The organism is Mycobacterium ulcerans subsp. shinshuense, from assembly GCF_002355775.1.
Lineage (GTDB): Bacteria > Actinomycetota > Actinomycetes > Mycobacteriales > Mycobacteriaceae > Mycobacterium > Mycobacterium marinum.
Map to the genome: position 1 here is coordinate 5,790,535 of NZ_AP017624.1, position 24,853 is coordinate 5,815,387.

Consider the following 24,853-nt stretch of genomic DNA (forward strand, 5'->3'; position numbering starts at 1 on the left):
GGCGAGCTACTGGGGGGCGGTACTCGCTAGACCGGGATCAGGCCGTGCTTGCGGCCCACCCGCCACCACAGCTGCTTGTCCCGCAGCAGGTGCATGGACTTGCGCAGCAGCAGCCGGGTCTGGTGTGGGTCGACGACGGCGTCGATGAACCCGCGCTCGGCGGCGATCCACGGGATCGCCATGTTCAGGTTGTAGCCCTCGATGAAGTCACGCTTGATCTTCTGGGCCTCGGGCGTGGTCGGATCCGGGAAACGCTTCATCAGCAACTGCGCGGCACCGTCGGCACCGATCACCGCGATGCGCGCGGTCGGCCAGGCGAAGTTGAAGTCCGCGGTCAGCTGCTTGGAGCCCATCACCGCGTACGCACCGCCGTAGGACTTGCGGATGGTGATCGTCACCTTCGGCACGTCGGCTTCCACCACGGCGTACAGGAACCGCCCACCGCGCTTGATGATCCCGTTCTTCTCCTGCTCGGCCCCCGGCAGGAAGCCGGGTGTGTCCACCACAAAGACCAGCGGGATCTTGAACGCGTCGCAGAACCGGACGAATCGTGCGGCCTTGTCGGAGGCTTCGTTGTCGATGGCGCCGGACATGTGCATCGGCTGGTTGGCCACCACCCCCACCGGGCGTCCGTCGACGCGCGCGTAACCGGTGATGATCGCCTGGCCCGCCTGCGCGGCGACGTCGAGGAAATCCCCATCGTCGAAGATCCGCAGCAGAATCTCGTGCATGTCGTAGGCGGTGTTGTCCGAGTCCGGCACGATCGAGTCGAGCTCGAGGTCACTCGGGGTGATTTCGGGCTCCAGCCCGGGGTTGACCACCGGCGGGTCGCCAAAGCAGTCCGATGGCAGGAATGACAGGAAGTCCCGCACGTACTGGAATGCGGCGGCCTCGTCCTCCACCACCTGGTGGATGTTGCCGTAGCGGGCCTGCGAGTCGGCGCCGCCCAATTCGTCGAGGCTGACGTCCTCGCCGGTGACGTCTTTGATCACGTCGGGCCCGGTGACGAACATGTAGCCCTGGTCGCGCACGGCGACCACCAGGTCCGTCTGGATCGGCGAATACACCGCTCCCCCAGCACATTTGCCGAGGATGATGGAGATCTGCGGTACCTGGCCGGACAAGATCTCGTGGCGCCGGCCCAGCTCGGCGTACCACGCCAGCGAGGTCGCCGTGTCTTGAATACGGGCACCGGCGGAATCGTTGATGCCGATGATCGGGCAACCGACCATCGAGCACCACTCCATCAGGCGGGCCACCTTGCGGCCGAACATCTCACCGACCGAGCCCTGAAACACGGTCTGGTCGTGGGAGAACACCCCGACCGGCCGGCCGTCGATCATGGCGTGCCCGGTGACCACCCCATCGCCGTACAGCGCGCCCGGGTCACCCGGGGTCTTGCACAGCGCACCGGTCTCGAAGAAGGTGCCCGGGTCCACCAGCGCGTGCACCCGGGCGCGGGCGCTCGGAATGCCCTTCTTGTCACGCTTGGCAGCGGCCTTCTCACCGCCGGGTTCTTTGGCCAGCTCCAGGCGTTCCCGCAGTTCCGCGAGCTTCTCGGCAGTGGAGTGCACCACAGGAGCTGGGCCTGGAGCTGTATCCGTCACTACTTGCCTACCTCACTGGTCGGTTCAGCCTTGATGTTGTCCACAGCGCGGCTCATGTGTTCGCCGACCTTGGCGATGATCGGCTCGTCGATGGCCTGGATGTGCTCGCCACCGATCGGCACGACCTCGAGGTCGGAAACATACTCGCCCCAGCCGCCGTCCGGCTGGCGAACGGCATACCGCGGCTCGAACATGATCGCGTCGTCATGGTAGCGATCGGCCATGTAGAGGGTGACATGCCCGTCGTACGGGTGGATCTCGGCGGTGTCGATCGCCCGGTTGTCCAGGTACGAGGTGCGTTGGTGCTCGATGATGCCGGCCGGGATCTCCACCCCGCTCTGGCTGACGGCTTCGAGAACGAACCGGACCTGACCTTCGTCGTCGAGCTCCTCGAGATGCTCGTACGGGATCGCCGGAACGGTGACGTTGAACGTCTTCTGGGCGAACTTGGCGTAGCGGTCCCAGCGCTTGCGGATCTCTTCCTTGGTCTGGGGGATCTCCTCCCCCGCCCGCACCGCGTCGATCAGACCGACAAACCGGACGTCTTTGCCCAGGCGCTTCAGCCCGATCGCGCACGCGTAGGCCAGCACGCCACCCAGCGACCAGCCGACCAGGATGTAAGGCCCGTCGCCCTGCATCTCGATCAGCTTCGGCACGTATTGGGCCGCCCGCTCTTCGATGGATCCCTCGACCCGCTCGAAGCCGTACATCGGCGTGTCCGCCGGCAACCGGTTCAGCAGCGGCTCGTAGACCACCGTCGAACCACCGGCCGGGTGGAACACGAACACCGGCACCTTGGAGCTGCCCTCGGGGCGGGGCCGCAGGGTGCGCACAAACCCGTCGATGGTGCCCGCCTCCAGGTATCCGCGCACCTTCTCGGCCAGCGCCTCGATGTTCTGCGAACTCAATACGTCCTCGGTGGTGATGGAACCTTCCGCCCGCTCGGACAGGCGCTGTGCCATCTTGGCGGCCTTGTCCTTGTCCAGCTTGGGCAGCGGGTTGAAGATGCCCCCCGCGGACTTGCCGGTGACGATCGCCCAGGTAGCGAAGACGACACGCTCGGCGGCATCACGCGGCGGCACGTCGGCGTTCAGCGCCTTGGCGACCGCTTCCTGGTTGAGCGCATCGGCGGCGCCCTTGAGGTCGGGCGTCGAACTGGACTGCCCGCTGGGGGACGGGCCGGCCGGGTTGGTGGGCGGCGGCGGCAGCGGCACGTCCGACGCCGGCGGGGCGGCCGCCTCCGACTCCGGCGCCTCGGCCTCCGCCTCCGCGGCGGGAGCCGGCGCGGAGTCGTGCTTGGCGTGCATCAGCTCCGCCTGCGCCCTGGCGATTTCCTCGGCCGTCTGGGTCTTCTGGTGTTCGTGTAGCTGCTCGACCTCATCGCGGTGTTCGACCGCGTATTCGATCAGCTTCTCCACGTTGTAGAGGTTGGCGTCACGCACCGCCGTCAACTGGATGGGCGGCAGGTCGAAGTCGTACTCCACACGGTTCTTGATCCGCACGGCCATCAACGAGTCCAGGCCCAGCTCGATCAGCGGCACCTCCCAGGGCAGGTCCTCGGGCTCATAGCCCATGGCCGATCCGACGATCAGGCCCAGGCGATCGGCGATGGTTTCGCCGGTATCCGGAGTCCATCTGCCCATGCCGCTCGGCATGTAGCGGTTGGTCAGGCTGTCCGTCAGCGTCTCCGCGTCGGATTCCTCGGTCGCGTCCGCGGACGGTGCCACGGCATCGACGGCACCGTCGACAGCCGCCGCAACGGCGGTACCCGCGCCGACCGCGGCCGGCAACACCGCGTCCTGGCCGCCCCGGGCGACCAGGGCGTCATAGACGAGGGTGAACGATTCATCGATGCGGGCGTGCACCTGAACCGACGCGCCGCCGGGATGGCGGGCCAGGGTCGTCACCAGCCGCGCGCCCTCGCCGGGCAACGCGCGCTGCTCGGCAGCGCTGAGCCGGGCGTCCGGAAGCACCTGCGTGGCAGCGGCTCTGACCAGTGCGGCCAGATCGGTGGCCTCGCGCGGGGCGAATTCCCAGACGTGCCGGCCATCGGGCAAGGCGACATGGTTACCCGGCATGATCACCGACGCATCACCGGAGAACTTTGCGTCCAACCAGTGCTCTTTGCGCTTGAATCGGGTGGGCGGAATGATCGCGTAGTCCGCCGGCCCGGCCGGCCCCTGGAACAGGGTGCGCATGTCCAGGTCGTGGCCGTGCACGTAGAGCTGCGCCAGCGTCGAAATCATCGACTCGACTTCGTCTTGCTTGCGGGCCAGTGTCGGAATCAGCTGGGCGTCATGCAGACCGGCCGAGGCCGTGGTCAGACCAACCTGCATCAGCGCGACGGGGTTGGGTGCCAGCTCCAGGAAGGTGGTGTGCCCGCTGTCGACCGCGTTGCGGATGCCGTGGGTGAAGTAGACGCTGTGGCGCAGGCCCTTCTTCCAGTAGTCGACATCGTGGATGGGGTCACTGCCGGGTTTGACGTAGCTGCCCTCGTGCACGGTCGAGAAGATGCCGGCGGTCGGGCTCATCGGCTTGATGCCCTGCAGCTCCGCGGCGAGTTCGCCCAGCAGCGGGTCCATCTGCTGAGTGTGGCTGGCGCCCTTGGTCTGGAACTTGCGGGCGAACTTGCCCTCGGATTCCGCGCGGGCGATGATCGCGTCGACCTGCTCGGGCGGGCCGCCGATGACGGTCTGGGTGGGTGCCGCGTAGACACACACCTCCAGATCGGGGAAGTCGGAGAACACCGTCTTGATCTCGTCGGCGGAGTACTCCACCAGCGCCATCAACCGGATGTACTCGCCGAACAGCATCGCCTCGCCCTCGCCCATCAGGTGCGAGCGCGAGCAGATCGCCCGGGTGGCGTCGCGCAGCGACAGACCGCCGGCGAAGTAGGCCGACGCGGCCTCGCCCAACGACTGGCCGACCACCGCGGCGGGCTTGGCGCCGTGGTGCTTGAGCAGCTCACCGAGCGCGATCTGGATCGCGAAGATGGTGACCTGCGTGGTCTCGATGCCGTAGTCCTGCGAGTCGTCCAGAATCAGCTCGAGCACCGAGTAGCCCAGCTCGTCCTGGACCAGCGCGTCGACCTTCTCGATCCACTCGGCGAATACCGGGTTGCGCAGGTAGAGGCTCTTGCCCATCTTGCGGTGCTGCGCGCCGAACCCGGCCAACACCCACACCGGGCCGTTGGTCACCGGACCGTCGACGCTGAACACGCCGGGACGCTGCTTGCCCTCGGCGACCGCGCGCAGGCCCTTGATGGCCTCTTCATGGTCGTGGGCCAGCACCACCGCGCGGGACCGGCCGTGGTTGCGCCGCGACAGCGAGCGGCCGATCGACTCCAGCGAGGACGCCTGGCCTTCGGGGCTTTCCATCCAGTCCGCCAATTCGGCGGCGGCGGCCTTCTTACGCGAGGTCAAAAACGCCGAAACCGCGAGCGGAATCAGGGGCTTGGTGGGCCCTTCGGGCTCTTCCTTGGCCGCGAGCTCTTCCAGCGCGACTTCCTTGAGCCGCAGCGCTTCCTCGGTGACCCCGGGCAGCTCGGGCTCCGCCTCTTCGGCTTGCCCGTAGCTGGGCGCGTCGGTGATGATCTCGCCGTACTCGTCGAAGCGCAGTGCGTGGCCTTCGGCGCTCGCCGCCTCGGACTCGCCGGCCTGCGCGGGTGCGGCCGGCGCCGACTCGGGATCGGGTTCGCGCTCGATGACGTCGCGCGGCAGTACCTCGCGCACCACCACGTGGGCGTTGGCGCCGCCGAATCCGAAGCTCGACACCCCGGCCAGCGCATAGCCGCCGTATCGCGGCCAGTCGGTGGCCGCGTCGACCACCTTCAGGCGCATCGCGTCGAAGTCGATGTAGGGGCTGGGTCCGGCGAAGTTGATCGACGGCGGCAGCTTGTCATGCTGCAGCGCCAGCACCACCTTGGCCATGCTGGCCGCACCGGCGGCCGACTCCAGGTGTCCGATGTTGGTCTTGACCGCACCGAGCAAGGCGGGCCGATCCGCCGGACGCCCCTTGCCGACCACCCGGCCGAGCGCCTCGGCCTCGATCGGGTCACCCAGGATGGTTCCGGTGCCGTGCGCCTCGATGTAGTCGACGTTGCGCGGGTCGATGCCCGCGTCCTTGTAGGCCCGGCGCAACACGTCGGCCTGGGCGTCCTGGTTCGGCGCGATCAGGCCGTTGGACCGTCCGTCGTGGTTGACCGCGCTGCCGGCGATGACGGCCAGGATCTGGTCGCCGTCGCGGCGGGCGTCATCGACGCGCTTGAGCACCAGCATGCCGGCACCCTCGGAGCGGGTGTACCCGTCGGCGTCGGCCGAAAACGACTTGATCCGGCCGTCCGGGGCCAGCACCGCGCCGATCTCATCGAAACCAAGCGTCACCATGGGGGTGACCAGCGCGTTCACCCCGCCGGCCACGACCACATCGGCCTCACCGTTGCGCAGCGCTTGCACGCCCTGGTGGACTGCCACCAGCGAGCTCGAGCACGCGGTGTCGATCGCCACCGAAGGCCCGCGGAAGTCGTAGAAGTAGGACACCCGGTTGGCGATGATCGACGTCGCGGTGCCGGTGATCGCATACGGGTGGGCGATGGTCGGGTCCGACACCGCCAAGAAGCTGTAGTCGTTGTTGGAGACGCCGACGTAGACGCCGACCGGGCCGCCACGCAGGCTCGACGGTGGGATGCGGGCGTGCTCGAGCGCCTCCCAGGTCAGCTCCAGCGCCATCCGCTGCTGCGGGTCGATGTTGTCGGCTTCGGTCTTGGCCACCGCGAAGAACTCGGAGTCGAAGCCTTTGATGTCGCTGAGGTAGCCGCCGCGAGTGCGGGCGTTTGCGACCCGCTCGGCGATCCGCGGCTCTTCCAGAAATTCCGACCAGCGCCCCTCGGGCAGGTCGGTGATCGCGTCGCGGCCCTCCAGCAGCGCCCGCCAGGTTTCCTCCGGGCTGTTCATCTCGCCGGGCAGCCGGGTCGCCAGACCCACAATCGCGATGTCGACCCGCTCGGCCGGGCCGTTGCGCGTCCAGTCGATGTTATCGATGCCGTCGTCGGCGACTTCGGGCTCACCCTCGATGATGCGAGTGGCCAGCGACTCGATGGTCGGATGCTGGAAGGCAACCGCGACCGACAGCGTGACGCCGGTCATGTCTTCGATGTCGGCGGCCATGGCCACCGCATCCCGTGACGACAAACCGAGCTCGACCATCGGCACCGACTCGTCGATGGAGTCCGGCGACTTCCCGACCGCCTTGCCCACCCAGTTGCGCAGCCACTGCCGCATCTCGGGGACCGTCATATCGGACTTGTTGGCTTGCGCGTCCTCGTTCGACTGAGGTTGGTCTGTGTCAGCCATGGCTACCTTTGCTTACGCTTGCTTACGATCCGGTGGCGAAGACTGTCGGGGAGCTGACGCCGCTGCGCAGGCTGCCGTCGATGTAGGCGGTGCGGCAGGCGCGGCGGCCGATCTTGCCACTCGAAGTCCGAGGAATGGTCCCGGCCGACACCAACAGCACGTCCCGCACGGTCACTCCGTGCCCGACGGCGATGGCCGCCCGAATGTCATCGGCGATCGGCTGGTACTCGAGCTTGTGGGTACCCGCGGCGCGTTCGCCGACGATCACCAACTGCTCGGAGGTGTCCTCGGGGTCGAAGCTCAGTCCGGCATGCGGGTCGTCGAAGACCTTCTGCGGCAATTGGTTGGCCGGCACGGAGAAGGCCGCGACGTACCCGACCCGCAGCGCCTTGGTGGATTCTTGCGCCGTGTATTCGAGGTCCTGCGGGTAGTGGTTACGACCGTCGATGATGACCAGGTCCTTGATCCGGCCGGCGATGTAGAGGTGGCCCTTGAAGTAGGTCCCGTAGTCGCCGGTGCGCACCCACAAGCCATCGTCGGGAGCGCCCTCGGCATGCGACTCGGGAACCCGCGACTTGAGGATGTTGCGGAAGGTCTGGGTGGATTCTTCTTCCTTGCCCCAGTAGCCGATCCCCAGGTTGTTGCCGTGCAACCAGATCTCACCGATCTGGCCGTCCGGGAGCTCACTGGCCGTCTCGGTGTCGACGATGACCGCCCATTCATCGACACCGACCTTGCCCGCCGAAACCTGCGCGACGGCGTTTGGCGCGTCGGCGGCAACCTCGACGAAGCGCTGTTTGTTCAGCTCGTCGCGGTCGACGTGAATGACCGTCGGCACCTCGTCCATCGGTGTGGTGGAGACGAACAGGGTGGCCTCGGCCAAACCGTAGGACGGCTTGACCGCGGTCTCGCGCAGGCCGTAGGGCTCGAACGCCTTGAAGAACTTGCGCATCGAAGCCGGCGACACCGGCTCGCTGCCGTTCAGGATGCCCTTGACGTTGCTCAGGTCCAGTGGCGGTTCGTCGTCGCGGGGCACACCGCGCATCGCGGCGTGCTCGAACGCAAAGTTCGGCGCGGCCGAGAAGGTGCCGCCGGTCTCGCCCGGTTTGCGGGCGAGCTCACGGATCCAGCGCCCGGGCCGGCGCACGAACGCGGCCGGCGTCATGAAGGTGAAGCTGTGCCCGAGCACCGACGCCAACAGCACCGTGATCAGGCCCATATCGTGGAAGAACGGCAGCCAGCTGACCCCGCGGTCACCTTCCTGGCCTTCCAGCGCGTTGAGCACCTGCAGCACGTTGGTGGGCAGGTTCAGGTGGGTGATCTGCACGCCAGAGGGGACGCGGGTGGAGCCGGAGGTGTACTGCAGGTAGGCGGTGGTCAACTCGTTGGCTTCGGGTTGCTGCCAGGTGGAGGCGACCTCGGTTGGCACCGCGTCGACCGCGATCACGCGGGGCCGCTCTTTGGCCGACCGGCTGCGGATGAACTTCCGCACGCCCTCGGCGGAGTCGGTGGTGGTCAGGATGGTCGACGGCGTGCAGTCGTCGAGCACGGCGTGCAGGCGGCCGACGTGGCCCGGCTCGGCCGGGTCGAACAGCGGCACCGCGATCCGGCCGGAGTAGAGCGCACCGAAGAACGAGATGAGGTAGTCCAGGTTCTGCGGGCACAGGATCGCGATGCGGTCACCCGGCTGAGTCACCTGCTGCAGCCGCGCACCGACGGCGCGGTTGCGGGCGCTGAACTCCGACCACAAGATGTCGCGCTCGACACCGTCGCGCTCGGTGGAGAAGTCCAAGAAGCGGTAGGCCAGCTTGTCACCACGAACCCGTGCCCATTTCTCGACGTGACGAACCAGGTTCGTGTTCTCCGGGAACCTGATCTTTCCATTCACGATGAACGGGTTGTGGTGCGCCATGGGGCCCTCTCCTGTCACAACACTGCTCAGTCGGCTACGCCGACGGGGTTACATTTCGGTCGGCTGGGCCGACGTTTTACATCTGTGCGCGGACCAGCCCTCGAGCGGCGAGCGCGAGCCACAGCTCGCGCGACGGTGCCAGCTTCGACCCGATGCGGCCTTCCACATGCTCTTAAATTTCTCTTAATATTAAGGGGCGGGGCGCGACAGACCAAATCACAAGGTACCGCTGTTTGCGCCCGCCATCGCGAGCGAGTCGCTGTGTCCCCCTGGCGAGGCCCGCTGGCGGTCGCCGATCGCTACTACCGGGACTCGATCACCCGTGTTTGGGATGCGGTGCCTTGTCGATGAGTTCATGGGCCCAGTTCAGCGTCCACTCGGTAGCCGGCTCCCCATCGGAGCTCCAGAAGTCCGGGGTGGCATACATCGCGTGAACCGGCTGACCCGCTCCGCCGGCCAGGGTGTTCAGGGTGGTCGGCAGGTTGGCGGGGCTGAAAGCTTCTTGCGGGGCGGCGCAGATCAGGTCGCCCTCGGCGCAGATTTCGTTGGTCCGGTCATCGAGCGCACCGAATCCGCCGGGCCGGGGGCCGGTCATGGTCAATCCGAGCCCGGACAGCACCGGCACCTCGTGCAGGGTGATTTCGGCGCCTTCGCCCGGCGGGCTGGGCGGGATGTGGTTGCCCACCCCGGGCTGCCGGCGCCCGTCGGCAATCAGCGTCACACCCAGCACCAAGTCTTCGTCGACGGGTCCGCGGCCGTTGCCGATATCGCTGGCCACGTCGCCGGCGATCACTGCGCCCTGGGAAAACCCGACCAGTACGTAGCTGGTCAGGGGGCACCTGTTGTTCATGTCCGTCATTTCCGCGACCATCGCGCGGGTGCCTTCGGCCCGGCTGTCGTTATAGGACATCTGGCCGTCGGCACTCAACGGATTGTGGAACTGCGCGGTGTAGGGAACCGTGTAGGTCTGCACCCGGGATTCGGGGAAGTCCGTGGAGATCGGCCCGGTGACCTTGAGCAGCAACGCTTTGGGGAACGTCAGCGGGTTGAGCGGGTCATCCTGGGGCGATGACTCCCAGGTGCCCGGAACCGCGATCAACTGCACGTCGGGGCACGACGCATCCTGGAATGCCGGCCGGGGCTTGCGCGGGTGGGGGGTGGTGGGCGCCGGAGTCAAGATGCCCGGCGGTACCGCGCTCGGCGGGGTTTCGGAATGGCGCAGCAGGATCACCCCGGCCACGATGACCAACGCCACCACCGATGCCATCGCACCCGCGGCGACCCAGGCAAGGATCCGGTGTCGGCGTCTCCGCCGGGAGTTCGTGGCCATGTTCTCCTGCTGCAGGGTCGGTACTTATCAGTGTGGGTACAGGTGCTGGGGGCGGCGGTGTCGCGCCCGCTCACCACCCGAGCCACCCGAACTCACCCGCACCGCGTATTGACGCGGCGGTACCGCCCTTAGCTGCACTCCATACACGGTACCGGCTCACCACGGGGTTACTTCCCGGCTGACAGATACAGCGGGTGTCGGAGCAGCGCCGTCAGCCGAGGTCGTACGCCGGCCGGCTAGCGGATTGCGCCGACGATATCACCAGACATCGCACCCAGCTGCGCTGACCACGAGCCCCAGCCGTTGTCGCCGCCGCCCGGGAAATCAAAGTGGCCGTAGTGCCCGCCAACGTTGCGATACTGCTGGTAGAACGACCGGCTGTCGCCCATTGCCGCACCGGCCTGGCCGATCATGGCCGCGGGGTCACTGGCGCCCGGGTTGGTCGGACTCCACACCCACACTCGGGTGTTGTTCTGCGCCAGCAGGGCGGCGTGGACCCACGGGTCGTGCCACTTCCACCGACCCAACTGTGGGGCACCCCACATGCCGTTGCCATCCACTCCGCCGAATTGCTGCATCCCGGCCAGGATCGCCCCGTTGGTGGTGGTGCTCGACGGGTACAAGAACCCGGACAGCGATCCGGCGAAACCGAACCGGTCGGGGTGGAATGCGGCCAGCGCCATCGCGCCGTAGCCGCCCTGGGACGCACCGACCGCGGCGTGGCCGCCGGGCGCCAGGCCCTTGTTGGCAGCCAGCCAATCGGGCAGCTCACTGGAGAGGAATGTGTCCCACTGCTTGCTGTCGTCCTGTTCCCAGTCGGTGTACATGCTGAACGCGCCGCCCGCCGGCGCGACCACCGAGATTCCTTTGCCGCCGAGGGTGTTCATCGCGTTACCCGCGGTGACCCAGTTGCTGACATCGGGGCCGGCGTTGAAGGCGTCGAGAAGGTAGGCCGCGTGCGGCCCGCCGGCCAGGAAAGCCACCGGGATGTCTCGGCCCATTGCGCCCGAGGGGACCATCAGGGTCTCGTACGGAGCGGCGTTGGCCTTTCCGGTGGATCCCGTGGCCACCGTGATACCGCCCAACGTGACTGACAGCACGGCAACGCAGAGCAGCCGTATCACCACTGACACACCCCTCATGTCCACCTCCATCGTGTATCGCTGCGTGCTCACAGCAAGGCTCGGCCCGCACGTAGCTAACCACACCGGCTACGGCCGGATAAAGGGGAGATAACGCCAGAAATGATTAACGGCGGCGACCCCTGAGGGCCGCCGCCGTTAATCGCTGTTCTGTTAGTACGCCGAGCGCTTGGTACTAGGCGCCCTGGGTGTCACCGGTGTTGGGTGTCGCACCCAGCGTGTGCTGCAGGTCAGGCTTCATAGCGTTGAGCTGCGCACCCCAGTACTCCCAGCTGTGCGTGCCGTTGTCGTCGAAGTTCCACACGGCGTTGTGGCCACCGGCAGCGTTGTACGCGGCCTGGAATTTCATGTTGCTGGTCCGGACGAAGCCCTCCAGGAACTTCGCGGGCAGGTTGTCGCCACCCAGGTCAGACGGCTTGCCGTTACCGCAGTACACCCAGATCCGGGTGTTGTTGGCAACCAGCTTGCCGACCTGAAGCATCGGGTCGTTACGCGCCCAGGCCGGGTCGTCCTTCGGGCCCCACATGTCGGAAGCCTTGTAGCCGCCCGCGTCACCCATGGCCAGGCCGATCAGCGACGGGCCCATGCCCTGCGACGGGTCCAGCAGTGCCGACAGCGAGCCGGAGTACACGAACTGGTCGGGGTGGTAGGCCGCCAGGATCAGGGCCGACGAACCCGCCATCGACAGACCAACCACGCCGCTGCCGGTGGGCTTGACACCCTTGTTGGCCGACAGGTACTGCGGCAGCTCGCTGGTCAGGAAGGTCTCCCACTTGTAAGTGGTGCAGCCAGCCTTACCGCAAGCCGGGTTGTACCAATCCGAGTAGAAGCTGGACTGGCCACCGACCGGCATGGCGACCGAGATGCCCGACTGGTAGTACCACTCGAACGCGGGGGTGTTGATGTCCCAACCGCTGAAGTCGTCCTGCGCACGCATGCCGTCCAGCAGGTACAGCGCCGGAGAGTTGGCGCCACCGCTTTGGAACTGGACCTTGATGTTGCGGCCCATCGCCACCGAGGGCACCTGCAGGTATTCCACCGGCAGGCCCGGCCGCGAAAACGCACTCGCGGTCGCCGAGCCGCCGACGAAGCCGACCAGACCCGATAGCAGGGCCGCGCCAACGGCTCCCACCATGAGTCGGCGCGACGTACCCGTCACGGCGCCACGAAACCTGTCAACAAGCTTCATCCTTGCTTCCTCATCCTCATTCATTTAGGCGCATCCGGTTAGATCGGGCGCATCCTCAACTAGGTCAGACTGCGCGCGCTGGGCCGCAGTGCCCGTGTAGTCAACCACATCTTTGGGCCGATCCTCTCATCGAAGACGGCGCGCAGTTCGTTACCCAGCGGGGATCCGGACCGATTTTTCGGACCCGCCCGCCACCGCAACGTTGCGTTTTCGCACGTGCCCGCGGTTCCGTGCGCGCGGGTGACAGATCAAATGTGATGTTTCTGTCAGTATCCGATCAAACCAGGGTCAGCCCCGGCGTGCGGTGCGATCGAATCCGACCCAAATATTTACCAAATCGAATATTGCGCCGCGCAGCGGCACCCCCAAAACGGTCCGGCGCCACTACCGACTTGCTCATTCCCGAGGCGGGGCGGGCGGGACGTCGGGCACCTCGAGGCCACACCTGACCAGCTCATACAGCGGCACCCGGTTGATCCGGTACCGGGTGAACTCAAACGAGTGCACCACGTTGGACACGAACCGGTGCAGGCTCATCGGTGCCCGCACCGAGTTCAGCACCGCCTGGGTGGCGGGGCATCGCAGGGCGGCCTCGGCCTGCGCGACCCACTGCTGATCGAGGTAGGCGGGGACACCCGGATACCACTTCACCCACGGACCGTCGGCGATCACCCAGTCCGGGAACAGGTTCTTGTCGTGGCCGATACGGCCATACTCGAGCCGCTCGGTGTGCGCGGCCAGCGGGTTTGCCAGACCGATCTGGTCCAGCACCCGGACGTCGAGCCCGACGTTCATGCCAACCATGCCCAAGTTGGTGAAAAACACCGTGTGCTGCGGCTTTTCGCTGGCCGGGATGCCGGGGGCCGATCCGGGCTTGATCATCGGCACCAGATCCCACTGGGTGTAATTGCCCGACGGCAACAGCAACGCCCCGTCCGGGGTGTTGTTGAGCGCCGTCAGAATGGCGGCCATCCGCGGGTAGTCGAGGTAGTCGGCGGCGGTCAGCGGGTGCGCGTGCCCGGTGGCCTGAGCGTAGAAACGGCGCTCATCGACGATCCCCGAATAGCTGACGTGGGTGGCGTCGTCACCCATCCCCGGCGAATTCGCCGCCCACAGTGACCAGCCCGCAACGCCCAACCACAGCACGCTGACGGCACCGGCCACCCAGTAGCCGGTCTCACGCGAATAGTCCTTGCCATCGGGCACGACCAGGGGAATGACGGCGACGGGCGCCAGCACGCAGAACAGCGGCGCCAACAGCACCCGGCCATGCATGAAGTCGCCACCCTGGCGAATCCAGTACAGCGCCTGCAGTACGCCACTGCCGACCATGAAGACCACCACCGCGGTCGGGCTCTGCACCGCGCGGGCAAACCGTCCGTAATCGGGTGCCAGCACCGGGCGCAGGAACGCGGGCCGCCGCCGCGCGAACATCACGACCACTCCCAGCGGCACCACCAGCACCAGCGGCAGCCAAAGCGCATACGGCCGGTTGAAGTTCGTCAGGTAGACCATGCCCTGCGACCATTTGTCCCCCGCGGCGTCTTTGGCCAGCGCCGTGCCGGGAACCAGCAAGCCGTAGTAGCCCATCCGGAAGATCTGGTAGGCCACCGGCAGCAACCCACCGGCGAGCACGATCAACCCGCGACGACGCCAACTGCGGGCCGCGATCAGCATCATGATCAGGGCCAGCCCACCGATCAGCGCCAGCTCCGGGCGCACCAGCACACTGCATCCGGCGACGAAGGCCAGCAGGCCGATGAAGACCGGGTTGTCCGAGCGACCCCGCAGCGGCTGCGACCAGCAGACCATCATCCACCACAGCAGTCCCAGGTAGGCCAGCACCAGACCGCTTTCCAGGCCGGACGTCGCGAAGTCACGCGCCGGGGGTACCGCGATGTAAACCAGCGCCCCCGCGGGCAACATGATCGCCCGACGGCCACGCAGGCTCGGCGCATACAGCCGGCCGGCGCCCAGCATCACCAGCACCACACCCAGCACCGACAGCGTCAGCGCTACCGCCAGCGCGACGTACTCGAGCCGCATCGGCCCGCCGACCCAGCTCGCCGCGTAGAGCAGATAGGTCCACACCGTCGAGGTGTTGGCCTCCACCCGTTCGCCCATGTTGAACACCGGCCCGTTGCCGGCCAACAGATTGCGCACCGTGCGCAGCACGATGAGTCCGTCATCGGCGATCCAGCGTCGTTGCCAGGCTCCCCACCCGAACAGCAGGGCAATGATCGCCACACCGATCCACAGGCTGATCCGGACCCAGGGGTCATACGGAAACGCCGGCCACCTGATTGGCCGCAGCACTGGCCGCCGTGCCAGCGCACCGGCCTGCAGGGCCTTGAGTCTGGAGCTAGCCGAAGGCAACGGCGGCCCCAACTGTTCCTATCCACGCCAGCGCCAACAGCTGCAACACCCGGTCCCGCAGGGCGATCTCCTCGGGCTCCCCGGCCAATCCCCCGTCGACATCGACCGCGTAGCGCAGGATGGCGATGGTGAACGGCACCATCGACGCCGCGAACCAGGATCCCGAGTAGTTGTCCCGCTCGAACGCCCACAGCCCGTAACACACCACCACGGCGGTGGCCGACAACGTCCAGACGAACCGCAGATAGGTACTCGTATAGCTTTCCAGCGACTTGCGGATCGCCGCACCGGTGCGCTCGGCGAGCTGCAGCTCGGCGTAACGCTTGCCGGCCACCATGAACAGCGACCCGAACGCCGCCGTCAGCAGGAACCACTGCGACAACCGGATGTCGGTGGCCGCGCCGCCGGCGATGGCGCGGATCAAATACGCCGATGACACGATGCAGATGTCGATCACCGCTTGGTGCTTGAGGCCGAAGCAGTAGCCCAACTGCATGGCGAGGTAAACGACCATCACCACGGCCAGGCTCGGGGTCAACCACCAGGCCAGCCCCAGTGACGTCACGCCCAGCGCCACCGCCAACGTGTACGCCAGCCATTCGGGCACCACGCCGGCGGCGATGGGGCGAAACCTCTTGGTGGGGTGCTCCCGATCCGCCTCGACGTCTCGCACGTCGTTGATCAGATAGATGGCCGAGGCGGCCAGGCTGAACACCACGAAGGCCACCAAGACCTCGAACAGCACTTCCGCGTAGCCGTACCGGACCCCGCGGCCCGCCGCGGCCAGCGGGGCGGCCAGCACGAGCACGTTCTTCACCCACTGACGTGGGCGCATCGCCTTGACCACACCGGCCACCAGGTTGGTCGGGGGTCCGGTCACCACGTCTTCGCTCATAGCGACATACCTTTTGTCGAGACCTTGTCGAGTCGCGCGGCGATGGCCGCGACGCCGGCACCCACGGCGATGCCGGCGGCCACGTCGCTGGGATAGTGCACCCCCAGCAGTATTCGAGACAGAGCCATCGGCGGCACCAACACCGCCGCGCCCGCAGCTTCGGACACCCCGGCCGCCCTGCTGAGCAGGATGGCCGCGGCGGCCGTCGAGGTGGCGTGCGCGGACGGGAAACTCAGCTTGCTGGGCGTGCCGACGTTGACCGTCACGGCCGGGTCATGGGGCCGTTTGCGCCGCACCACCCGCTTGATCACCACGGCGGCGGCGTGCGCGACGAAGGTGCCGGCCCCCGCGACCACCCACTCCCGGCGCCGGCTCGGGAACAGCATCGCGCCCAGCGCCGACACCAGCAGCCAGCCCACGCTGTGCTCGCCGAAGTGGGAGAGCCCGCGCACCGTGCCCAGCACCCCGGGGCGATCAGCCAGTGCCGACTGAACCGCGACGATCGCCGCGGCTTCACCGCGCGGTGGCGCCGGTTCAGGCATGCTCGGGCTCGTGGCTCGTCGCCGGCAGCAGCGCCGTCTCCCATTTCTGCTTGCTCGACAGCACCGGCAACGCGTTGCGGTAGGTCCTGCGCATCTCGTCGAATCGCTTGGACAGCTCCCGCTGACGGCGCAGCGATTGCCACAGCAGTGAGAGCATCTTGGCCCGGTCGCGCTGCCGATAGACCACGCCACACCCGTCGGCCGTCGTCACGGTGACGCCGTCGACCGTGCACAGCCGGAACCAGCGGGCGTCTTGGGTCGGCACGTTGAATTCCGGGCGGCCATGGTGGGCCGGGTCGGCGGTCTTGAGGTTGTGCAAGATGCCGCGGGCCAACCGGTAGCCGATCGTCACCGGGTTGGTGGGGGGCTTGTTCACGATGTTCTTGTGCAATGGCGGGGGCAGCTCACTGGCCGCGGGCAGCACCACCGCATCCGGGTAGGCCTTGCGAATGCAGTGCACTTCCGGCAGCGCCGATTCCAGGATCGAGAAGATGTGTTCGGGGCCGGCGAGGAAGTCGTCGATGGCCTTGTTCTGGATCTCCACCGTCGAATACTCGAGGCAAGCGAGGTGTTTCAGCGTCGCCTTGAGGTGACTGCGGACCAGTCCGGTGACGTCACCGTCCCAGTGCATGGCCGCGACCACCAGCCGGTTGCGCAGATGGAAATAGGCCTGCCAGTCGATGGCATCGTCCTTGTCGCTCCAAGCCATGTGCCACACCGCCGCCCCCGGCAGGGTGACGGTGGGGTAACCGTGTTCGGCGGCCCGTAGCCCGTAGTCCGCGTCGTCCCATTTGATGAACAACGGCAGTGGCTGGCCCAGCTCCTCGGCCACCTGCCGCGGGATCATGCAGGTCCACCAGCCGTTGTAGTCGACGTCGATGCGCCGATGCAGCAGCTTGCTCTTGTCTTCGTTGTCGTTCAACGGGTATTCGGCGAAGTCGTGGTCATACTCGGCGTGCGAGGCCGCGGTCCACATGAAGTTCGCCCAGTTCACCACTTCGCCCATGATGTGCAGGTGTGACGGCTCCTGCAGGTTGAGCATCTGCCCACCCACCAGCATCGGGCTCTTGGCGAAGCGGTGCATCGCCAGCACCCGCAGGATCGAGTCCGGCTCGATGCGGATGTCGTCATCCATGAACAAGATCTGCTGGCAGTCGGTGTTCTTCAGCGCCTCGTACATGACCCTGCTGTAGCCACCGGAACCGCCCAGGTTGGGCTGGTCATGGATGGAGAGCCGGTCGCCCAAGCGGGCTGCGGCGGCCGGGAAGTCCGGGTGATCGCGCACTTTGTGGGTGCCTTGGTCCGGCACGATCACCGCGCCGACGACCTCGTCCACCAAGGGGTCCGCGGTGAGTTCGCGTAACGCGTTGGCACAGTCCGCGGGGCGGTTGAACGTCGGGATGCCGACCGCGATGTTGGCCGTTCCCGGCGCGGGCTCGGCCGCGTACCAGCCCGCGTTGAGCAAGGTCACCGCGGTGTCGGTGGTGATGTCGAACCAGATCCAGCCGCCGTCTTCAAACGGCGTCAGCGCCACCTCGATCTCGAGCACGGCCGGCTTGTCCTCATCACCGGCAAATGCGCGCCCTTCGACGAAGATGCGCGCTCCGGTGGCCTTGGTCCGGTAGACGTCGACGCGCCCGGCACCGGACAACTCGACGCGCAGCACCACGGACTTACAGATCGACCAGCGTCGCCAGTAGCTGGCCGGAAACGCATTGAAGTAGGTGGCGAAGGAGACCTCGGATTCCGGACCGATCTGCAGCGAGGTCCGGCTGGTCGCATGCGCGCGCCGAGCGTTGGTGGTCGACTCCTCGAGGTACAGCTTGCGCACGTCGAGCGGTTCGCCCGGACGCGGCAGGATGACTCGGGACAAAAGGCTTACGGCACTCATCCGCGCGCACTCTCCTCGGCCGGCGGTTCCGCCAGCGGTCTACCGTCGCGCAGGTGCGGCGCGAGGACGTTGTCATACATGCTCAAAGCGCTGGCAATGGCCATATGCATATCCAGATATTGATAGGTGCCCAAGCGCCCGCCGAACAGAACCTTCGATGACGCGGTCTCGGACTTCGCCCGGGTCCGGTAGGCGGCCAACAGGGCGCGGTCGGCCTCGGTGTTGATCGGATAGTAGGGCTCGTCCTCGTCTTCGGCGAACCGGGAATACTCGCGCATGATCACCGTCTGGTCCGACGGGTATTCGCGCTCGGGATGGAAGTGGCGGAATTCGTGGATGCGGGTGTAGGGGACGTCGAGATCGTTGTAGTTCATCACCGACGTGCCCTGGAAGTCTCCGATCGGCAGCACTTCCACGTCGAAGTCCAGGGTGCGCCAGCCCAGCCGGCCTTCGGCGTAGTCGAAGTAGCGGTCTAGCGGGCCGGTGTATACGACGGGAGCCTCGGGGTTGGCCGCGCGCAACTCGTCGCGGACGTCGAACCAGTCGGTGTCGAGCCGGACCTCGATGCGGTCGTCGGCGGCCATGTTCTGCAGCCACGCGGTGTAGCCGTCGACGGGCAATCCCTCGTAGGTGTCACTGAAGTACCGGTTGTCGAAGGTGTAGCGCACCGGCAGGCGGGTGATGTTCGCCGCCGGCAGCTGCTTCGGGTCGGTCTGCCACTGTTTGGCGGTGTACCCCTTGACGAACGCCTCATACAGCGGGCGCCCGATCAGAGAGATGGCTTTCTCCTCGAGATTCTGGGCGTCGGCGGTATCGATCTCGGCGGCCTGCTCGGCGATGAGTTGGCGCGCTTCGGCGGGACTGAAGTACTTGCCAAAGAACTGCGAGACCAGACCCAGCCCCATCGGGAACTGATAGGCCTGCCCGTTGTGCATCGCGAACACCCGGTGGCGATAGTCGGTGAAGTCGGTGAACTGCCCCACGTAGTCCCACACCTTCTTATTGGAGGTGTGAAACAGGTGCGCACCGTACTTGTGGACTTCGATACCGGTCTGCGGCTCGGGTTCGGAATATGCATTACCGCCGATGTGCGGGCGCCGCTCGACAACCAGGACACGCTTGCCGAGTTGGGTAGCCACGCGCTCGGCGATCGTCAGGCCGAAAAATCCGGAGCCGACGACGAAGAGGTCAAAGCGTGCGGTCATCGGTTGCCTAGGGTATCCGACCTTCCTGCGAAAACCCGATTTGGCAGGACAACAAGGTCAGGGTTGCACCGGCTTTCGACAACCCAAGCAGGCCCTCAGCAGGTCTAAAGCGGGTCCGATGACCCCGATGGGCCGAAGATGCCACCTTAGGTAGCGATTGCCTCACGATTCGATATAACCACACTAGTCTCACCAACCTCACTCGTACCATCGAGCGTGTGGGTTCGAGCCGCCGAGGACAGCCGGCGCGAACCGACGCTACACATAGTCCAGATTGAGGAGACTTCCGTGCCGAATCGACGCCGACGCAAGCTCTCGACAGCCATGAGCGCGGTCGCCGCCCTGGCAGTTGCGAGTCCATGTGCATACTTTCTTGTTTACGAATCGACCACCGAGACCAAGCCGACCGAACACCACGAGTTTGTGCGGGCGGCCAGCGTGGCCGACCTGCCCACCGAGTTGATGACCGCGCTGTCGCAGGGTTTGTCCTCGTTCGGGATCAATCTGCCTCCAGTGCCCAGCCTCACCGGCGGTACCGGCACCGGCATGAGCCCGGGGTTGACCAGCCCCGGCTTGACCAGCCCGGGTCTCACCAGCCCAGGGCTGACCAGCCCGGGTCTGACGCCGGGAATGCCGGGAGACTTGGCCCTGCCGGGCACGACGCTGCCCCCGACACCGGGCGCCGCCGTCAACCCCGCACTCACCAATCCGGCGTTGACCAGCCCGACCGGGTTGGCACCCGGCTTGACCAGTCCGACTGGCCTGGACCCGTCACTTGGTGGCACCAACGAGATTCCCATCACGACGCCGGTCGGCCTGGACCCCGGGATGGACGGCACCTATCCGATCCTGGGTGACCCCAGCCTGGGATACGGGCCGGGGACCTCATCCCTGGGCGGCAGCGGCCTGGGCAGCAGCGGCGGCGGCGGCGGAATCCTCAACGACGTGATGCAGGCCGCCAACCAGCTGGGCGCAGGCCAGGCCATCGACCTGCTCAAGGGCGTGCTGATGCCTTCGATCATGCAGGCCGTCCAAAACGGTGGCGCAGCCGCGCCGGCGGCCGCAGCGGCGGTGCCCGAACTACCCGCCGCGGCAGCGGCACCCGCGGCGGCCGCACCTGCGGCAGTCGCACCGGCTGCGGCGGCTGCCGCAGCCGCGGTACCGCCGATCTAATCGGCACCTAGCGAAAGGCCCCAGAACCTGTCACCTGACGACACCGCAGAGTCACGCTGGACCCGAACCCACCCCCCAGCTACTTATCCTCTGCGGTGTCGTCGACAGGTTTTCGGCCCATTACCCCGTGTCGCCTCACAAGAAACATCAGACACACAAGTAACATCCCTTTGGTGCCGTCCCGCAGTCGCGCACCGACCATGCTGCTCACCGCCATCGCGGCGACGGTCGTCATCGTCTCGTGGGTGCTGACCCGTCCCCCTCCCAGCACCCACGAGCAGCCGTCGGCTCAGGACACCCGGCTGGTCGAGCAGCCGCTGGTCGGCCTCGGCGGCGGCGTCGCGGTGCGCCAACTCACCCAGGACGAGCCGTTCTCCCTAGTGGCGCTGACCGGGGATCTGGTCGGCACCTCGGCACGGATGAGGGCCAGGCAGTCGGACGGTTCGTGGGGGCCGTGGTACCAGGCGGAGTACGAAACCGCCGCGCCCGACGAGCAAGGCGCCGGGGCACCGGCAACGGCGGGGACCTCGGAGCGACCGCGTAGCACCGAACCGGTCTTCGTGGGCACCACCAACACGGTCGAGATCGCGGTCACCAGCCCGATCGACGCCCCGGTGACTCAGCCGCCACCCACCGGCGAACCCGAGCCCGTTGACCTTGGTTACCGTCCGACCACCAAGGAGCTGCCGTTCGGGCAGAACATTTCGGCGGTGCTCATCTCCCCGCCGCAGACCCCGGCCGGCACCCACTGGACCCCGCCCACCGGGGTCACCATGCCTGGCCAGGCGCCCCCCATCATCAGCCGCGCGGATTGGGGAGCGGACGAAGCGTTGCGCTGTGAGAGCCCGGAATACGACCGGGCGGTACGCGCCGCGGTGGTCCATCACACGGCGGGCAGCAACGACTATTCCCCGTTGGAATCGGCGGGCATCGTCAAGGCGATCTACACGTATCACAGCAAGACGCTGGGCTGGTGCGACATCGCCTACAACGCGCTGGTCGACAAGTACGGTCAGATCTTCGAGGGCAGTGCCGGCGGGCTCACCAAACCGGTCGAAGGGTTCCACACCGGCGGATTCAACCGTGACGCCTGGGGTGTCGCGATGATCGGCAATTTCGATGACGTGGCGCCCACGCCGCTGCAGATCCGTGCCGTCGGACGACTGCTGGGGTGGCGGCTGCGCATCGCCGAAGTCGACCCCAAGAGCATGGTGGAGCTGGAGTCCACGGGCAGTTCGTACACCACCGTTCCCGGCGGCGCCATCGCGAAACTGCCGGCCATCTTCACCCATCGCGACGTCGGCAACACCGATTGTCCCGGCAACGCCGCCTACGCCCTGATGGACGAGATCCGCGAAATCGCATCCCATTTCAACGACCCGCCGGAGGAGCTGCTCAAGTCCTTGGAGGGCGGCGCGATCTACCAGCGCTGGCAGGAGCTGGGCGCGATGAACAGCGTGCTGGGGGCACCGACATCTCCGGAAGCGGACGGGGCCGACGGCGCGCGCTACGCCACCTTCGCCAAGGGCGCGATGTACTGGTCATCGACCACCGGCGCCCAACCGGTGACCGGCGCGATCTATGACGCGTGGGCCTCGCTGAGCTACGAACGCGGCCCGCTCGGATTGCCGACCAGCGCCGAGATACAGGAGCCGCTGCGGATTACGCAGAACTTCCAGCACGGTGTGTTGAACTTCCAACGGCTCACCGGCAACGTCTCCGAGGTCGTCAACGGGATCACCACACCGCTGGCGACCAAACCCCCGAGCGGGCCGATGGTGCCACCCGGGCACTTCTCGCTACCAATCCACCCGATCATTCCCTGAGGCGCGGCGACGCGCTCAGAACCACCAGCGCTCGAGCACCTTGGCGACACCGTCCTCACTGTTGGGGGCGGTGACCTCGTTCGCGGCGGCCAACGCGTCGGGATGGGCATTGCCCATCGCCACACCCAAACCGGCCCGCAACAGCATCGGCACATCGTTGGGCATATCGCCGAACGCCACCACGTCCGTATCGGCAATGCCCAAGGGCGCCGCGACGTCGCGCACACCGGTGGCCTTGCTGATGCCCAGCGGCACGATTTCGACCAGCCCGTTGTTGGTCGAGTAGGTGATGTCGCCCTCGATGCCCACGTGCTTGGCCAGTTCGGCCGCCATGTCCGCGCTGGCGGCACCGGCCTTGCGGATCAGCAGCTTGATCGCCGGGGCACTGAGCAGGTCTTCGATCGACACCTCGGTGTTGTCCGGGTTGAGCCAGGCGTGCTCGTAGCCGGGCGAGCTGACGAACTGTGGGGCCGCCGTGTCGTGGGCTCGCTCGCCGATTCGCTCGACCGCCAACCCAGACCCGGGAATTACCCGACTGGAAACCTCCGCCAACGTGGCCAGCGCCTCAACCGAGAGGGTGTGCGCCGACACCACCCGGTCGGTCGCGGGATCGTAGATGACGGCGCCATTGGCGCACACCGCCATCGGCGTGAACCCGAGTTCTTCGACGACCGGCCGTACCCAGCGCGGCGGCCGGCCGGTGGCCAGAATGAAGGTCGCGCCGCCGGCAACCGCGGCGCGCACCGCATCGCGGGTGCGTCCGGAGACGTGTTCATCATCGTTTAACAAGGTGCCGTCGACGTCGCAGGCGATGAACGCCGGCCGGCTCTCCGGTGTGGTCAGTGTGGTCCGCCTTCGCTGGAACTGCGTGAGGTAACGCCGTCATATCCGCGCTTGCGGGCGCGTTCGGCCAACTCCGCGATGCGGAATTGGCTGGACTGCTCTGGACTGGGCGCGCCGCCGCCCAGCCGCTGTGGCACCCAGAATTCCCCTTCGGGGTGAGGGTACTGCTCCTGCACCCAGTGCAGCATCGATTCCATCGCTTGCCGCAGCGTGGCGTTGAGTTCCGTCGGATCGCCCGCCGGCGGCAGCCCGGGCCCAATGGCCACACTGATCGGAACCTTGTTGCGGAACAGATTCTTGGGGTGACCCTTCGGCCAAATCCGCTGCGCGCCCCAGACGATCATCGGAACTATCGGTACCTGGGCCTCGAGCGCCATCCGGGCCGCCCCGGTCTTGAATTCCCGTAGTTCGAGGCTGCGGCTGATCGTCCCCTCGGGGTGTACCCCGACCAGTTCACCCTCACGCAGTCGTTGGACGGCGACCCCATAGGCGTTGGCGCCCTCGGCGCGGTCAACGGGAATCAGCTGGGCGTGCTTGATCACATAGTTGACCGACCTCACCTCCTGCATCTCGGCCTTGATCATGAACCGCAGCCGACGATTGCGTTCCTTGGCGGCAATGGAGGCAGGGACCCAGTCCACATAGCTGGTGTGGTTGAGGGCGATCAACGCGCCGCCCCGGTCGGGGATGTTCTCCAACCCGTAGTAGGTGATCTTGTTTCCGTTAGCGGCAACGATCGACGGAACAAGCACTTCCATCATTCGGAAGAATGGCTCTGCCATCCTTCGGTTCCTCCTTCTGTCCTTCAGCCGCCGCTACCGCGATTGATGCGGTGTCCGGCCGGCGGCCCTGGCGGCAGCCTCGTCAGCGTCCAGCCGAGCTGCCTCGGCCGGAGTCGGCGCGGTGCCGCCAAGCCGGCGCGGCACCCAGTACTGCCCTGCTGGCTGCGGGTAGCTCCGTTGCGCCTCCTGCAGCAGCATGGTCATCGCTTGGCGCAGGGCGGCGTCGGTCTGCGCAATGTCACCGGCAGCCGGTAAACGCGGGCCAACCTGCACGACGATCGGAACCTTGGCGCGTCCGATGTGCCTGGGCTGGCCCTTGGTCCAGATCCGCTGAGCACCCCAAACAATAACCGGCACAATCGGCACGTCTGCGTCCAGCGCCATCCGCGCGGCCCCGGTCTTGAACTCCTTGAGCTCGAAGCTCCGGCTGATCGTCGCCTCTGGGTAGACGCCGACCAGCTCCCCTTCGCGAAGGCGCTGCACCGCTAGGGCATAGGCGCCCGCCCCCGCGCCGCGATCCACCGGAATGGTCCGAGTGCGCTTGATCAGGAAGTTGACCACCTTCACTCGTTGCATTTCGGCCTTGATCATGAACCTCATGCGACGGTGCCGCCGATTCATTGCCAGCGCGGCCGGAAGCCAGTCGACATAGCTGGTGTGATTGATCGCGATCACCGCGCCGCCCCGCTCGGGCACATTCTCGACGCCGACATAAGTAATCCGGGTCCCCGTGGCCAGCACCAGCAACTTGGCCAGGATCTCGAGGGTCCGGTAGGTCGGCTCCGCCAT

At 66.8% G+C, this 24,853-nt stretch carries 16 protein-coding genes; 2 read left to right on the top strand and 14 right to left on the bottom strand.

Annotated elements, in window-relative coordinates; genetic code table 11:
• Positions 1-26 precede the first annotated feature (26 nt).
• The 11 genes from SHTP_RS25715 to glf form a co-directional block, all read right to left on the bottom strand.
• On the bottom strand, positions 27-1,607 hold the full coding sequence (locus tag SHTP_RS25715) for an acyl-CoA carboxylase subunit beta (protein ID WP_012396866.1): 1,581 nt from the start codon (positions 1,605-1,607) through the stop codon (positions 27-29).
• Positions 1,607-6,958 carry a polyketide synthase Pks13 gene (gene pks13 / locus SHTP_RS25720; protein WP_096372182.1) on the bottom strand — a complete coding sequence of 1,784 codons (5,352 nt, stop codon included), beginning with the start codon at positions 6,956-6,958 and terminating at the stop codon, positions 1,607-1,609. Before pks13 ends, SHTP_RS25715 begins: the two co-directional genes overlap by 1 nt.
• Before the next feature lie 22 nt (positions 6,959-6,980).
• Complete coding sequence (gene fadD32, locus SHTP_RS25725) at positions 6,981-8,870, bottom strand: long-chain-fatty-acid--AMP ligase FadD32 (RefSeq protein ID WP_096372183.1); 1,890 nt, start codon at positions 8,868-8,870, stop codon at positions 6,981-6,983.
• Between the two features lie 316 nt (positions 8,871-9,186).
• Positions 9,187-10,200: a carboxylesterase Culp6 gene (culp6, locus tag SHTP_RS25735; protein ID WP_096372184.1), complete on the bottom strand. Its 1,014-nt coding sequence runs from the start codon at positions 10,198-10,200 to the stop codon at positions 9,187-9,189.
• Between the two features lie 236 nt (positions 10,201-10,436).
• A complete protein-coding gene (locus SHTP_RS25740) occupies positions 10,437-11,342 on the bottom strand; it encodes an esterase family protein (protein WP_096372667.1) in 906 nt (301 codons plus the stop codon).
• A gap of 175 nt (positions 11,343-11,517) precedes the next feature.
• Positions 11,518-12,531 carry a diacylglycerol acyltransferase/mycolyltransferase Ag85A gene (gene ag85A, locus SHTP_RS25745; protein ID WP_096372668.1) on the bottom strand — a complete coding sequence of 338 codons (1,014 nt, stop codon included), beginning with the start codon at positions 12,529-12,531 and terminating at the stop codon, positions 11,518-11,520.
• Between the two features lie 396 nt (positions 12,532-12,927).
• Positions 12,928-14,919 (bottom strand): terminal beta-(1->2)-arabinofuranosyltransferase, encoded by a 1,992-nt coding sequence (gene aftB / locus SHTP_RS25750; RefSeq protein WP_197706208.1) that lies wholly within the window; start codon positions 14,917-14,919, stop codon positions 12,928-12,930.
• Positions 14,894-15,802 carry a decaprenyl-phosphate phosphoribosyltransferase gene (locus tag SHTP_RS25755; RefSeq protein WP_011742458.1) on the bottom strand — a complete coding sequence of 303 codons (909 nt, stop codon included), beginning with the start codon at positions 15,800-15,802 and terminating at the stop codon, positions 14,894-14,896. The genes aftB and SHTP_RS25755 overlap by 26 nt, the downstream gene beginning before the upstream one ends.
• Positions 15,799-16,344: a phosphatase PAP2 family protein gene (locus SHTP_RS25760; RefSeq protein ID WP_096372185.1), complete on the bottom strand. Its 546-nt coding sequence runs from the start codon at positions 16,342-16,344 to the stop codon at positions 15,799-15,801. The genes SHTP_RS25755 and SHTP_RS25760 overlap by 4 nt, the downstream gene beginning before the upstream one ends.
• The gene (locus SHTP_RS25765) at positions 16,337-18,235 is read right to left on the bottom strand and encodes a glycosyltransferase (protein WP_096372186.1); all 1,899 of its coding nucleotides are present in this window, start codon (positions 18,233-18,235) and stop codon (positions 16,337-16,339) included. The genes SHTP_RS25760 and SHTP_RS25765 overlap by 8 nt, the downstream gene beginning before the upstream one ends.
• Positions 18,232-19,440: a UDP-galactopyranose mutase gene (gene glf, locus SHTP_RS25770; RefSeq protein WP_020726978.1), complete on the bottom strand. Its 1,209-nt coding sequence runs from the start codon at positions 19,438-19,440 to the stop codon at positions 18,232-18,234. Before glf ends, SHTP_RS25765 begins: the two co-directional genes overlap by 4 nt.
• A gap of 288 nt (positions 19,441-19,728) precedes the next feature.
• Here glf and SHTP_RS25775 point away from each other — a divergent pair, with 288 nt between their 5' ends.
• Both SHTP_RS25775 and SHTP_RS25780 read left to right on the top strand, forming a co-directional pair.
• Positions 19,729-20,613 carry a hypothetical protein gene (locus SHTP_RS25775; protein WP_096372670.1) on the top strand — a complete coding sequence of 295 codons (885 nt, stop codon included), beginning with the start codon at positions 19,729-19,731 and terminating at the stop codon, positions 20,611-20,613.
• A gap of 173 nt (positions 20,614-20,786) precedes the next feature.
• Entirely contained in the window at positions 20,787-22,439 is a 1,653-nt protein-coding gene (locus tag SHTP_RS25780; protein ID WP_197706209.1) for an LGFP repeat-containing protein, read from the top strand.
• 15 nt (positions 22,440-22,454) lie between these two features.
• On the opposite strand, the gene SHTP_RS25785 is transcribed toward SHTP_RS25780, so the two are convergent.
• From SHTP_RS25785 to SHTP_RS25795, 3 genes are read right to left on the bottom strand one after another with little or no spacing between them, the layout of a single operon-like run.
• The gene (locus tag SHTP_RS25785) at positions 22,455-23,282 is read right to left on the bottom strand and encodes an HAD family hydrolase (protein WP_096372187.1); all 828 of its coding nucleotides are present in this window, start codon (positions 23,280-23,282) and stop codon (positions 22,455-22,457) included.
• Positions 23,279-24,064 (bottom strand): lysophospholipid acyltransferase family protein, encoded by a 786-nt coding sequence (locus SHTP_RS25790; protein ID WP_096372188.1) that lies wholly within the window; start codon positions 24,062-24,064, stop codon positions 23,279-23,281. Before SHTP_RS25790 ends, SHTP_RS25785 begins: the two co-directional genes overlap by 4 nt.
• Positions 24,065-24,097: 33 nt before the next feature.
• Positions 24,098-24,853, bottom strand: coding sequence for a lysophospholipid acyltransferase family protein (locus SHTP_RS25795; protein WP_015357646.1), 756 nt, complete (start codon positions 24,851-24,853; stop codon positions 24,098-24,100).